Annotated in this window: 11 protein-coding genes and 2 pseudogenes; 7 read left to right on the forward strand and 6 right to left on the reverse strand. The window is 70.7% G+C overall.

Annotation, left to right across the window (positions count from 1 at the left end; genetic code table 11):
• Positions 1-20: 20 nt before the first annotated feature.
• A complete protein-coding gene (locus tag MRQ36_RS28835; RefSeq protein ID WP_374250876.1) occupies positions 21-608 on the reverse strand; it encodes a TetR/AcrR family transcriptional regulator in 588 nt (195 codons plus the stop codon).
• Positions 609-753: 145 nt separating this feature from the next.
• On the opposite strand from MRQ36_RS28835, the gene MRQ36_RS28840 reads away from it, so the two are divergent.
• The gene (locus MRQ36_RS28840; protein ID WP_242799894.1) at positions 754-1,773 is read left to right on the forward strand and encodes an aldo/keto reductase; all 1,020 of its coding nucleotides are present in this window, start codon (positions 754-756) and stop codon (positions 1,771-1,773) included.
• An 84-nt stretch (positions 1,774-1,857) separates the two neighbouring features.
• On the opposite strand, the gene MRQ36_RS28845 is transcribed toward MRQ36_RS28840, so the two are convergent.
• The gene (locus MRQ36_RS28845) at positions 1,858-2,463 is read right to left on the reverse strand and encodes a TetR/AcrR family transcriptional regulator (protein WP_242799895.1); all 606 of its coding nucleotides are present in this window, start codon (positions 2,461-2,463) and stop codon (positions 1,858-1,860) included.
• A 70-nt stretch (positions 2,464-2,533) separates the two neighbouring features.
• Between MRQ36_RS28845 and MRQ36_RS28850 the strand changes: the two genes are divergently transcribed.
• Both MRQ36_RS28850 and MRQ36_RS28855 read left to right on the forward strand, forming a co-directional pair.
• The gene (locus tag MRQ36_RS28850; RefSeq protein ID WP_242799896.1) at positions 2,534-3,802 is read left to right on the forward strand and encodes an FAD-binding oxidoreductase; all 1,269 of its coding nucleotides are present in this window, start codon (positions 2,534-2,536) and stop codon (positions 3,800-3,802) included.
• 13 nt (positions 3,803-3,815) lie between these two features.
• A complete protein-coding gene (locus MRQ36_RS28855) occupies positions 3,816-4,547 on the forward strand; it encodes a MerR family transcriptional regulator (protein WP_242799897.1) in 732 nt (243 codons plus the stop codon).
• Positions 4,548-4,726: 179 nt separating this feature from the next.
• Here MRQ36_RS28855 and MRQ36_RS28860 read toward each other — a convergent pair whose 3' ends face one another.
• Both MRQ36_RS28860 and MRQ36_RS28865 read right to left on the reverse strand, forming a co-directional pair.
• Positions 4,727-5,053: a hypothetical protein gene (locus MRQ36_RS28860; RefSeq protein WP_242799898.1), complete on the reverse strand. Its 327-nt coding sequence runs from the start codon at positions 5,051-5,053 to the stop codon at positions 4,727-4,729.
• 58 nt (positions 5,054-5,111) lie between these two features.
• Positions 5,112-5,783: a DUF3159 domain-containing protein gene (locus MRQ36_RS28865; protein WP_242799899.1), complete on the reverse strand. Its 672-nt coding sequence runs from the start codon at positions 5,781-5,783 to the stop codon at positions 5,112-5,114.
• Between the two features lie 286 nt (positions 5,784-6,069).
• Here MRQ36_RS28865 and MRQ36_RS28870 point away from each other — a divergent pair, with 286 nt between their 5' ends.
• The 4 genes and pseudogenes from MRQ36_RS28870 to MRQ36_RS28885 all read left to right on the forward strand — a co-directional run bounded on the left by MRQ36_RS28870 (position 6,070) and on the right by MRQ36_RS28885 (position 12,110).
• Complete coding sequence (locus MRQ36_RS28870; RefSeq protein ID WP_242799900.1) at positions 6,070-7,593, forward strand: alpha/beta hydrolase; 1,524 nt, start codon at positions 6,070-6,072, stop codon at positions 7,591-7,593.
• A gap of 215 nt (positions 7,594-7,808) precedes the next feature.
• Positions 7,809-8,714, forward strand: a complete 906-nt coding sequence (gene bla / locus MRQ36_RS28875) for a class A beta-lactamase (RefSeq protein WP_242799901.1) — start codon at positions 7,809-7,811, stop codon at positions 8,712-8,714.
• A gap of 148 nt (positions 8,715-8,862) precedes the next feature.
• Positions 8,863-11,013 (forward strand): annotated as a pseudogene (locus tag MRQ36_RS28880) (transglycosylase domain-containing protein); the annotation flags it as partial.
• 272 nt (positions 11,014-11,285) lie between these two features.
• Positions 11,286-12,110, forward strand: a complete 825-nt coding sequence (locus tag MRQ36_RS28885; RefSeq protein WP_242799903.1) for a CPBP family intramembrane glutamic endopeptidase — start codon at positions 11,286-11,288, stop codon at positions 12,108-12,110.
• A gap of 15 nt (positions 12,111-12,125) precedes the next feature.
• Here the strand turns inward: MRQ36_RS28885 and MRQ36_RS28890 are convergent.
• Positions 12,126-12,361: pseudogene (locus tag MRQ36_RS28890) on the reverse strand (LysR family transcriptional regulator); the annotation flags it as partial.
• Positions 12,362-12,446: 85 nt separating this feature from the next.
• Entirely contained in the window at positions 12,447-13,190 is a 744-nt protein-coding gene (locus tag MRQ36_RS28895) for an alpha/beta fold hydrolase (protein ID WP_242799904.1), read from the reverse strand.
• Positions 13,191-13,206 lie beyond the last annotated feature (16 nt).

Below are 13,206 nucleotides of genomic sequence, written 5' to 3' on the forward strand. Positions count from 1 at the left end.
CGTTCGTGGTCACGGCACTTCTAGCGGACGCGAAGCCCGGCGACGAGGAGGTCGACCAGGTGGCGTGCGTCGTAACGGGGATCGCTGCCCGCGCCGATGCAGAGGTTGCCGACGCCGCGCAGCAGTGCGTAGGCGTCCATGTCGGGGCGGATCTCGTCGGCGGCGACGGCGGCGTCGAGGAGCTGGTCGCAGACCGGGACGAGCCGGTCGAGGAAGTAGGCGTGCAGGGTCTGGAAGGCGGCGTCGTCGGACTGTAGCGCCGCGGCGAGACCGTGCTTGGTGACCAGGAAGTCGACGAACAGGTCGATCCACTGCGCCAGGGCGGCGTGCGGTGTGTCGCTGTCGGCCAGTAGGGCCGGTCCCGCCTCGGCGCATGCCTCGATCTGGTGGCGGTAGACGGCGACGATGAGGTCGGCCCGGGTGGGGAAGTGGCGGTAGATGGTGCCGACGCCGACGCCGGCCCTGGCGGCGATGTCCCGCACGGGCACGTCGACGCCGGAGGTGACGAACGCCGCGGCGGCGGCGTCGAGCAGGGCCTTCTCGTTGCGCCGGGCGTCGGCCCGCTTGCGCGGGACCGGTCGCTGCGAGCCGCCGTCGATCTCGGCCACGTCGCGTTACCTCCGTCACTCCGCTTGGCATCCGGAACGTTGTTCCGTATGTTGGCTAGCGGAACAGCGTTCCGCTTGATCAGTGTACTGAGCGGACGGGCTGCCACCAACTCGTGTATCGCCGAACGCCTGAAGGAGAACAGTCATGCAGTACCGCACCTTGGGTCGTACTGGTGTGCAGGTCAGCACCCTCGTACTCGGCGCGATGAACTTCGGCAAGATCGGCAACACCACCCAGGAGGACGCCGCTGCCATCGTCGACGCCGCGCTCGAGGCGGGGATCAACCTCATCGACACCGCCGACGCCTACAGCGGCGGCCAGTCTGAGGAGATGGTCGGCAAGGCCGTCGCCGGCCGCCGGGACGACGTCGTCCTGGCCACCAAGGCGACCCTGCCGATGGGCGACGAGCGCAACCAGCGGGGCGGCTCGCGCCGCTGGCTCGTCACCGCGCTGGAGAACAGCCTGCGCCGCCTCGGCGTCGACCACATCGACCTCTACCAGATGCACCGGTGGGATCCGACGACCAGCGACGAGGAGACGCTGTCGGCGCTGACGGACCTGCAGCGCGCGGGCAAGATCCGTTACTTCGGCTCCTCGACCTTCCCGGCCTACCGCATCGTGCAGGCGCAGTGGGCTGCCCGCGACGGACGCCTGAGCCGCTACGTGACCGAGCAGCCGAACTACTCGATCCTGCAGCGTGGCATCGAGACCCACGTGCTGCCCGCGACGCAGGAGTACGGCATGGGCGTGCTCGCCTGGAGCCCGCTGGCGTCGGGCTGGCTGTCCGGGGCGATCCGTGCCGGCCAGCAGATCAACACGAACCGCTCAGGCTTCATGCAGCAGCGCTACGACATCAGCATCCCCGCCAACCGGGCCAAGCTCGACGCCGTAGAGCAGCTCGCCACCGTCGCCGACGAGGCCGGCCTCAGCATGATTCAGCTCGCGCTCGGCTTCGTCACCGCACACCCAGGTGTGACCAGCGCGATCATCGGCCCCCGCACGACGGACCACCTCCACTCGCAGCTCGCCGCGGCGGACACGGTGCTCTCGGCCGACGTGCTGGACGCGATCGACGCGATCGTGGCTCCCGGCGTCGACCTCGCCGCCCACGAGAAGAACGACACCCCGCCCGCCCTGCTCGAGCCGGCGCTGCGTCGCCGCTGATCACCCGGCACGTCGGCCGTCGCGGAGGTTCCCGCCAGGCGGAATCGTCAACTCATCGCCCCGGAACTCGGCGGCATTCAGGTCTCAGCGAAGAGCCGCGGTGGCCTGAGCGACCAGCCAGCGTTCCGACTGCTCGTAGGTCCAGCCGTTGTCGTCGAGCAGGGTGAAGTAGCCGGAGTAGCCGAAGTAGAACCAGAGGATGTCGGTCGCCTCCGCGACGTCCATGCCGGGACGTAGGCCGCCGACCTCGTGGAGCCGGACGGCGACGACTTCGATGGCGTCCCGGTAGCGTTTCGTGGCCACCCGCAGGCCCTCGGCCACCTCGGCGTGGTGTGGCGCGGTCGTGAGCATCAGTCGCATGATGTCGCCGTACGTCTCACGCATCGCCCGGACCGTGGCCGCCGTGTCCCGCAGGATCTCGTCCGGATCGGTGATCGTCTCGTGCCGGGAGAGGGTCTGCGCCACGATCGGCGCCTGGCTCCACAGGTCGACCAGTGTGCGGATCAGCCCCTGCTTGCCGCCGGTCACCGCGTACACCGTGGCCGGCGCGACCCGCGCTTCCGCGGCGATGTCCTCGATCTTCGTCGCGAAGTATCCGTTACGCGCGAAGAGCAGGCGCGCCGCGTCGATGATGGCAGCCCGGGTGGCCGCGGCGTACTCGGCCCGGCGGCTTTTCGGTGCTTCTGTCATGGCCGGCCGAGCATAGCCCGCATCATTGATCAGAGTTGGACTCTGACGAGTAGGTGGCTACCATGATCACATGGGTGACATGCTGACCGCCGGAACGGAATTCGACGAAGCGCGAACGCTCTGGAACGGCGCGGTGACCACCCGACCTTCCGTCGTCGCCCGATGCGTCGACACGGCCGACGTCCAGGCCGGGGTCCGGGCCGCCCGCGAGAAGGGTCTCCCGCTGTCGGTCCGCGGCGGTGGGCACGACTGGGCCGGCCGCGCGCTGGCCGACGGTGGCCTGACGCTCGATCTGAGCCCGATGCGACAGGTGAGCGTCGACGCGACCACCGCGGTCGCCATCGTGGCCGGCGGCGCCACCTCGGCCGACGTGGCGGTGGCCGCGCAGCGGGCCGGCCTGGTCGCGGTGACCGGGACGGCCGGTTCGGTAGGGATGGCCGGGTTGACGCTCGGCGGTGGTTACGGGCCGCTGAGCGGCCGGTTCGGCCTCGCCGCCGACAACCTGCTGTCGGCCGACGTGGTGCTCGCCGACGGCACGCTGGTCACCGCCGACGAGGAGCACGACCCCGAGTTGCTGTGGGCGCTGCGCGGTGGCGGGGGCAACTTCGGCGTGGTCACCACGATGCGGATCCAGCTGCATGCCGTGCCGGCGATCCTCGCCGGGATGATCATGTTCCGGTTCGACGTTCTGCCGGAGCTGGAGGAGTCGCTGCTGCGGGGCCCGGACGAGCTGACCGTGCAGGCCGGCTTCATCACCGCCCCGACCGGTGACCCGGCGCTCTTCGCCGCACCGACCTGGTGCGGCGACCCGGAGACGGGGACCCGGGTGCTGCGACAGCTGACCGAGCTCGGCGAACCGTTGGCGGCACAGATCGGCCCGACCACGATGCCGGATCAGCTCGCGCAGATCGACGCGATGTTCCCGGCCGGCCGGCACGTCGAGATCGGGTCGCGCACGGTCACCGGACTCGACCGTACGGTCCAGGACGTCCTGGTCGACGCCGCGAGCGCCAAGACCTCGCCGCTCTCCGCGATCTCGCTGCACAGCCTCCACGGGGCAGCCGCCCGGATCCCCGAGGACTCGACCGCGTTCCGCAACCGGACGCCGCACCTGATGGTCGAGACCATCGCGGTCTGGGAACCGGGGGACCCCGCCGCGGATCGGCACCGGGCCTGGGTGCGGGGAACCGACACGCTTCCGGGCGGCTATCCCAACCTGCTCGCTCCGGAGGACACCGAGCGCACCGCCGCCGCGTTCGGGCCGAACGCCGGGCGCCTGCGGGCCGTCAAGCAGCGGTACGACCCGGACCTGGTGTTCGACGCCCCGGGACGGCTCTGAGGTCGGGGGTGACATGGGCTGGAGCACTCGGGAGATCGCCCAACTCGCCGGCACCACCCTGCGGGCGGTACGCCACTACCACGACATCGGCCTGTTGGCGGAGCCACACCGGCGTAGCAACGGCTACAAGCAGTACGGAGTGGCTCACCTCGTCCGGATCCTGCGCATCCGGCGCCTGACAGAGCTGGGGTTCTCGCTGGCCCAGATCGCCACCATGCCGGACACCGACGACCAGCCCGTGGAGGCCCTGCGCACCCTGGACGCCGAGCTCGCGGCCACCATCGAACGGCTGCAACGGGCCCGCCTCGAACTCGCCGTCATCCTGCGTCAGTCCACACCGGCGGAACTGCCACCCGGCGTCGTCGCACCCGATGTCGTGTCGACGATGCCGCCCGCCGACCGTTCGTTCATCGTCGTGCTGACCCGGGTGCTCGGCGCCGACACCATGCGGGCCTGGGCGGACATGCTGCGCAAGCCCGTCACCGACCCGGTCGCCGAGCGGTTCGACACGCTTCCCGCGGACGCCGACGAGCAGACCCGTGCCGCAGTGGCCCGGGACCTGGTTCCCTACGTACGCCGGCTGTACGCGGAGAACCCGGGAGTGAAGATCACGAACGCCGGCACCCGGTACAGCGCGCACTACGTCGAACAGGCAGTCGGCACGGCCTTGGCGGAGCTCTACAACCCCGCGCAGCTGGACGTCCTGCGGCGCACCAACCGACTGCTGTCCGAGCCGCACGACTGATCGTCCGCAGGCCGCCCACGACAAAGGGATGCCGCTGACGGCACGACCCGATGCCCTCCGCGCTCAACCCAACGGCTCGACGCCAGCTGGCGTCCGCCGTACCAGCTGTTCTGGCGGTGAGCGGCGCGGCCGCCTGTTCGTCGCCGGACCGGCCGGGCGCGACGTCGGCGGCCCGAGGCTCAGCGGTCGCCCGACACCTGGTCGGGTCGCCGGTCGCGGCTGGCGAAGCGTTGCAGGATCCGGACGTACAACATGCCCATGCAGCCGCTGAGGGTGGCGATGATGATCGCCTTGGTGACGGGCCCGTCAGCGATGATGTCTGCCACCACGAACAGCGACACCATGAACGCGACGACGCCGAGCGCGGCGTAGACCCTGTCCTGCGCGGTCTCCCAGCGTCGCATCGTGCGGCTGGCCTGCCGGTCGAGGCTGCGCGTCTCGATGAACAGGGCGATCAACAGAACGGGAACCACCTGCAGTGCGCCTTCGTAGAGGATCATGCTCATGCCTTTCCGGTTCGTTCGTCGCGATGCGGGTGGACGGCTCGGTGGCCTCGCGCCGCGGTCATCTGTCGGCCGCGGTGAGGCGTCTGGTGCTGCGCCGGAAGCTCCACACGACGACCAGCGCGGCGAGCACGGTGAGCGGCGTGCCCATGACGATCCGGGCGACGCCCAGCCCACCGGTGCTGTCGGTCAGATAGAGCCACTGCTGCACCACGAACCGCGAACCGAACACCGCCGCCGCGGCGAGGGTCGCGAGATCGTGTGCCACCCGTACGGCCCGGTCGGACCGCCATGGGTGCTTCCCGCCGTGCAGGGCGTTCCAGATGACACCGGTCAGCGGCCGGCGAGCCAGCACCGACCCGAACGTGACGACGAACCCGGCCAGCGAGGCCCAGATCCCGATCACGAAGAAGTCCCGCGCGGAGCCGGTCCACGCGACGATCCCGGCGGCCACCGCCACGCCGAGCAGGCTGCCGACCGCGGACACCAGACGCTCGCCGCGCAGCAGCCGAACGATGAACAACGCGAACCCGGCGGCGACCGCGACCCCGATAGCCACCGGCAGCGGCAGGAACGCATGCGCCGTCACGAACACGATCACCGGAACCGTCGAGTAGACGAACCCGGCGACGCCGCCCATCTGCTGCAGCACGGCGGACTGGGCACTGGCGTCGGGCCGGGTGGGGCCGTGGTGCCGCTCCGGCAGCCCGTCTGGTTTGACCTCGTTCAGCATTGATCCATTAGCCGGTGTGCCGCAACGGCACACTCAAGCCCGCACGACACCGTGTGTCGAGCCTCACGGGTGTGCCTCTCCGGATGTCACCGACCAGATCACACCTGGACGGGGTTGAGTGTGCCGCTACGGCCGGGTGTCTCGTCGAGGACGCACACCTTCAGGACGACTCGATTCGGAGAATCCGATGGCCCTGTTCGACTCCGACCCACCCGTGGACCGGTCCGCCCCGCCTGCTTCCCGGCGGACCGCCGCTCGCGTCGGCGCCGCGGTCGGGGTGACGGCCGTGCTCATTCTGTCGGCCGCCTGCACCGGCGCCCCGAACTCCGCGGAGTCCGAGCCGCGGCCGTCCACCGCCGGGCTGGAGGCCTACTACGGGCAGAAGCTGTCGTTCGGCTCGTGCGCGGGCTACGGCACCACGCCGGGGGAGAAGAAGCAGTATGTCGAGCCCTTCGAGTGCGCGCGGCTGACGGTGCCGCTGGACTACCAGAAGCCGAAGGGCAGGACCATCCAGGTCGCGGTGCTCCGGCTCCCCGCCCAGGCGGCTGTCGGGCAACGCATCGGGTCGCTGGTGCTCAACCCGGGCGGCCCGGGCGGTTCCGGCATGACCCAGGCGACGACCTTCAGCGCCGCGCACGCGAAGAGCCCACTGCTGCGACGATTCGACGTGGTGGGATTCGATCCCCGCGGGGTCGGCTCGTCGACGCCCGCGATCAGCTGCTTCACCGACGCCGAACGCGATCGCGGCGAGGACCAGACGACCCTGCTGGCGTCCTCGGGGCAGTGGAGCGAGGAGGACACCCGGCGCCTGGCGGAGCGCTGCGCGAAGGGCTCGGGCGGGACGGAGATCCTGTCCGCGGTCGGCACCCGCAACGTCGCCCGGGACATGGACGTCCTGCGGTCGGCCCTGGGCGACGAGAAACTCACATTCGCCGGGCAGAGCTACGGCACCCGACTCGGCGCGGTCTACGCCGAGATGTTCGGCAGGAACGTACGGGCGATGGTGCTGGACGGCGTGACGGACCCCACCCTGCAGAACCCGCAGCGGCGGCTCACCCAGCAGGCCGGCTTCCAACAGAACTTTGAGAAGCTGGCGGCCTCCTGCGCCGCAAGCAGGGACTGCCCCCTGGGCGCCGACCCTGCCCGGGCGACGGAGGTATTCCAGCAGCTGGTCCAGCCACTGATCGACAAGCCCGTTCCCGCCGGGAAGGGGCGCACGCTCAACTTCAACCAGGCCACCGGCGGCGTCACCGCCGCCCTCTACTACCCCGAGACCTGGCCCACGCTCATCAAGGGCCTCGCCCAGCTCAAGCAGGGCGACGGAGCGCAGATCCTGAAGATCGGCGACGTCTTCGGTGGTCGGGACGCCTCCGGCGTGTGGACCAACTTCCTCGAGGCCAACCTCGCCGTCAACTGCAACGACGAGATGCGCCGCACACCCGAGGAGGAAGCCCGGCTGCGCGCCGACATCGTCAGGACCAGCCCGTTCGTCGCCACCGGCAGGACCGTCGAGGGTGTCACCCGGGACGCGTGCGAGTCCTGGCCGGGCGAGCCCAGCCTCGGCATCCCCTACGCGCAGGACGTCAAGGGCGTGCCCACGAGCCTGGTCATCTCCGTCACCGGCGACCCGGCCACCCCGTACGCCGCGGGCAAGGTGCTGGCCGACGAGATCGGTGGCACGGTGCTCACCGTCGAGGGTGCGCGGCACACGGTCGCCCAGGAGGCGGTCAACCCCTGTGTCAACGCCGCCTTCGCCGCCTACCTGATCGACCTGAAGGTCCCTGCGCAGGACCGACGCTGCCGGCTCTGACCGGACCGCCGGTCACCGGCCGGGAGTGACGGCCTCGGCGACTCCCCACCCGGCCTGACCTCGACCGGGAGCTTCCCTCGCCGTGCCGTCGATACCCGATCGGCATGAACTCCGCGACTTCTGTCTTCGACCGCATGCCGGATCACTGTCAGGGTCGAGTCCGACCCGACCGGGGCCGTCCGGCCCCCGGTCCGCCCAACGACCAAGGAGCAGTAATGGTGTCTTCGACACACCGCCTGGTGGCCGCGGTGGCAGTGGTCTCTCTGACCGCCTGCAGTCCCGCCGACGCCGCCGAACAACCGGTACGGGACAGCGCGACCGCGGCCCCCGCATCGTCAGCACCGGATCGGGACCGCGAATTCCGGCAGCTGGAGGAGAAGTTCGACGCGCGACTGGGCGTCTACGCGATCGACACCGGCAGCGGCAGGGCGGTGCAGTACCGGGCCGACGAACGATTCGCGTACGCCTCGACCTTCAAGGCGCTGGCCGCCGCCGAGATCCTCGACGAGACCACCGACGCCGAGCTGGACCGGGTGGTGCGGTACTCGGCGGACGACCTGGTGACCTACTCGCCGATCACCGAGCAGCACGTCGCCGAGGGCATGACGCTGCGCGCGATCGTGGACGCCGCCGTGCGGTACAGCGACAACACCGCCGCCAACCTGATGCTGCGCCGGCTCGGTGGACCGCAGAAGTTCGAGAAGGAACTGCGCGAGATCGGCGACAAGGTCACCGACCCGGCGCGGTACGAGACCGCCCTCAACGAGGCCAGGCCCGGCGACCGGCGGGACACCAGCACCCCACGGGCCATGGCCGGGTCCCTGCGCGCGTACACCGTCGGTGACGCCCTCGAACCCGCGGACCGCGACATCCTCAACGGGTGGCTGCGGGGCAACACCACCGGCGGTGAGCTGATCCGCGCCGGCGTGCCCGACGGCTGGGTCGTCGGGGACAAGACCGGCGCCGGCGGATACGGCACCCGCAACGACATCGCGGTGATCTGGCCGCCGGAGCGGGCGCCGATCGTCCTCGCGGTGCTGTCCACCCGCGACGAGAAGGACGCCGAGTACGACAACGCCCTCATCGCCGAGGCGACGAAGGTGGCGCTGGCCGGCTGGTGACCGGTTGACCCGGCACCACTCGTCGCCGAGCGCCCGCACGCACGTGTCGGACCTCGCGGGGCGGCAGCGATGAAGGACCCGACCGGGCGCGGACGCCGGTCGGTGAGCCGCTGCCGCCCTGCACCTCTATGGATCGAGGTGACCCGGAATGGGGAAACGTGACCGCAATATCTTCACCAACGCCGCATCGCTGCTGATGTGTGGCCTTCTGGCCGGAGTGGTGGTCGCGGCGGCGGCCTTCCCCGCGGTGGCGATGTCCGGCTTGGCGGCGAAGGCCGGCGCCGACACGTTCGGCGCGCTGCCCAAGGAGCTGACCGTGGCCCGCGCGCCGCAGATCAGCTACCTACTGGCCTCGGACGGCAAGACCCCACTGGCGACCATGTACGACGAGAACCGGCGGGACGTGAAGCTCGCCGACGTCGCGCCGGTCATGCGCCAAGCGATCGTCGCCGCCGAGGACCACGACTTCTACCAGCACAACGGGGTCGACCTCAACGGCATCGCGCGGGCCTTTGTCAGCAACTCCTCCGGCGGCGCCGACGGCCGGCAGGGCGCCTCGACGCTGACCATGCAGTACGTCCGGCTCGCCATCGCGTACTCCGCCTCGCACCCGGCCGACGTGGTCGCCGCAACCGAGGACACCAGCACCCGCAAGCTGCGCGAGATGAAGTACGCGCTCCAGATCGACAAGACGTTCTCCAAGGACGAGATCCTGGAGCGCTACCTCAACATCGCCGCGTTCGGCAACGGCGCGTACGGCATCTTCGCCGCCAGCCAGGTCTACTTCGGCAAGCCGCCCGGCAAGCTCACGCTGGAGGAGGCCGCGCTGCTGGCCGGCATGGTCAAGGCGCCGAGCCAGAACGACCCGACCACCCGCAGCGGCCGCACCCTCGCCTTCGACCGGCGCAACTACGTCCTGCAGAACATGGTCGCCATCGGCGCGATCAACCAGCGGCAGGCCGACGCGGCCAAGGCCACCAAGATGGTGGTCAAGGACAAGCGCACCCCGAACGGCTGCGTCGCCACCAACCAGCGCACCTGGGGCTTCTTCTGCGACTACTTCTACCGCTGGTGGATGTCGCAGAAGACCTTCGGCGCCACCACCTACGACCGGGAACGGCGCCTCAAGAGCGGCGGCTACACCATCGTCACCAGCCTCGACGTACAGGCGCAGCGCGGGGCGGACCAAGCGGTACGCCGGGCCAAGAGCGAGACCGCCAAGGAAGCGGTCATGGTCGCCACGGTGGAACCGGGCACGGGCCGGGTCCGCGCCCTCGCCGTGAACCGCACCTTCCGACCCGACGATCCGAGGAAGCCGACCAACAGGCCGCACAGTGACCCGAAACAGCGGGCGAAGGGCGCCTCGGGCAGCTACCCCAACACGATGAACCCGCTCCTCACCGGCGGCGACGGCATCACCGGCTACCAGGCCGGCTCCACCTTCAAGATCTTCACCGTCGTCGCCGCCCTGGAGAAGGGCATCCCGCTCAGCCACACCATCGACGCACCACAACGCTTCCGGTCGGAGTACGTCATCGACCGCGCCAGCCCCACCGCCTGCCCCGGAACCGATCTCTACTGCCCCACGAACTCCGACAAGAAGGCCGGCGGCGTGCTCAACATGTGGAGCGCGTTCGCCCGGTCGACCAACACCTACTTCGTTCCACTGCAGCAGCAGATCGGCGCGGAGAACGTGGTCGACGTGGCCAAGCGGCTCGGCATCCGGTTCCGGGTCGACCGGGAGGACCGGTGGGCCGCCGACCGGGAGGCCGCCCACGACTGGGGCGCGTTCACCCTGGGCGTCTCCAACACGACCCCGCTGGAACTCGCCAACGCGTACGCGACCCTGGCGGCGGACGGCACCTGGTGCGCGCCGACCCCCGTGCAGGAGATCCGTGGCCCGGACGGTATGACCCTCGACGTCGCCGACTCACGCTGCGAGAAGCGGGTGAGCACCGGGGTGGCCCGCGCGGCCGTCGACGCCGCCCGTTGTCCGGTCGGCGACAACTCGGCGACCAGCAGGTGCGGCAGCAGCCGTACGGCTGCGCAGGTGAAGACCGCCGTGGACGCTCCGGTCGCCGGCAAGACCGGCACCACCGACGCGGAGAACTACGCCTCCATGGTCGCGATGACCAAGCAGTACGCCGTGGCCGGCATCCTGACCGACCCGGACTGGCCGCAGACCACCGTCAAGATGGGGCACAACCAGCGCGACGGTATCAACCCGCCGGTCTACCAGAGCCTCGCAGCGGCGATGCGGGGCAAGCCGCGCCTCGACTTCGCCCCGGCGCCGGCGGACCTGACCGGCTGAGCCTCGTACGGCGTATCCGTCGGGACGTCACAGGGCAGCGGTGACGTGGTGTCACTGCACGGGAGCCGCGACGAGCGCTGCGATGAACATGTCCCCTCCTTTCGAAAGGAAAGTCCACGATGAACGCCCCACGGCCCGATGCCTCCTGGGAGACGCTGGATCGCCAGAGCGGTTCCGACGTAGGAGACCCGCGACCGCGGACGCCTGAGCATCCGGCTGCGGCTCTCGACCCCTCCCGCCCGTTCGGCGCCCACCTGCGGATGGCCTGGTGGAAGCCGCTCGCGCTCGTCGCCGTGATGTCGCTGGTGATGCTCGCCCTGCAGCTTCTGTCCTACCTGATCGTGGGCGTCGTCGAGGGCAGCGACGACCCGTTCTCGCCCACCATGACGCCACTGAAGTCGCTGGCCATCAACCTCAGCATCGGTGCGTCGGGCGTCGTGGCGGTCCTGTTCCTGGCGCGGCTCGCCCGGGTGCCGTGGCGGAGCCTGATCAGTTCGCCCCGGGCCTTCGACGCCCGCCGCCTGGGTAGCTACCTGGCCGGGGCGACGCTGCTGGTGGGTGCTGGGCTCGGCGTCGTGTGGTTGGTCGCGCGCGACTCGACGCCCTGGGTCGGGTTCGGTGTCAGTGGTACGACGATCGCTCTGCTGGTGGTCACCGTCCTGACCACGCCGCTGCAGTCCGCCGGCGAGGAGTTGATGTGGCGAAGCGCCCTGCTGCCCGCCGCCGCGTCCTGGGTGCGCGCGGTCCGGCCGGCCCTGGCCGTCGGGCTTGTCGTCTCCAGCCTGGGCTTCGCCCTGCTCCACGGGTCGAACGACCCCTGGTTGTTCGGTTACTTCACCTTCATCGGCCTGTGCACCGGCCTGATGGCGATCATCAGCCGCGGCATCGAGGCGCCGGTCGCCTTCCACGTCGCCAACAACGTCCTGTTCGGGGTCGTCAACACGGTGCTGGCCGACGGCGAGCCCTACGCCATTGACCGGTCCACCGACTCCGGTGACGCCTCCCTGCTGATTCTGGCGGTCGTCAACGTCGCCATGGTGGCGCTGGTCTGGCTGCGCGAGCGGCGGGCCCGGGCCGTCAGCTGACTAACCCCACCAGGGCAGCGTCGGCGCCGGGAAGTAGTTCCGGGCGGCCAACCCGAGCGGCACCCGCCAGGACGCGGCCGTCTGCGGAACCGCCACGATTCCGGCACCGACCGCCAGGGTCCGGCAGAGCCCCGCGCGGTCCCGCGGCCCGGCCGTACCTCCAGGCGGATGCGCTGCCGCCGTGCCGCGACCAGGGCGGTGAGGTGCGGCGGGCAGATCTCCGATACGACCACCCGGAGCGGGCGCAACCGGCCGTCTGCGCGTCGTCGGCCACGTGTGGGTAACCGTGGCACCGGTGCCCGGGTGACCTCGGTGCGGTCACCCGGGCGCCGCAGGCTATGCCGTCGGCCTGGCTCGGTGCAGGATCTGGGCCAGCTCGGCCGGTCGGCTGAGCATCGGCCAGTGCCACGTCGGCAGCTCCTCGTACCGCCACGAGTCGCCGACCATGTGCTGGCACAGCGGCATGGCGGCGGCCATCCCGCGGGCCTGCTCGACGGTGAAGCTCGACAGCACGCCGAGGCGGGGCAGCTTCTCCCACGCCCCGGTGAGCCGCACCGGGGTGGTGGCGGTCGCCCACGGTTGGGCCACCGACCGCTCACTGAGCAGCGCGACGACCGAGTCGTCCACATCCGCCGCACCCGCCGCCAGGTCGGCCCAGGGCGGGGGTGGCAGTCGCCAGCCGTCGCCGTGTTCGGCGACCACCGCCGCGTGGCGCTCCCGCTCCTGGGGCGGGTTGAAGTCCTCGTTCGCCGCCCCGTCGGGTAGTGGGCCGGTGTCGACGAAAACCAGCTGGGCTATGCGGTCGGTCATGCGGTCGGCGACGGCGGTCGTCACGACCGCGCCGGCGTAGCTGTGCCCGACGAGGACCACGTCGTGCAGGTCCTCGTAGCGCAGCAGGTTGACCACGTCGGTGACGTGGACGTCGAGGTCGGTGTCCGGGCGGGCCAGGTGGGCGCGCTCGCCCAGGCCGGTCAGGCTCACCGGGTACACCTCGTGGCCGTGCCCACGCAAGGCGGCCGTGACCGGGCGCCAGGCCCACGCGCCGAGCCAGAACCCGGGAACCAGTACGAATGTCGTCATGCAGCACACGCTACGA

This window comes from Micromonospora sp. R77 (assembly GCF_022747945.1).
Lineage (GTDB): Bacteria > Actinomycetota > Actinomycetes > Mycobacteriales > Micromonosporaceae > Micromonospora.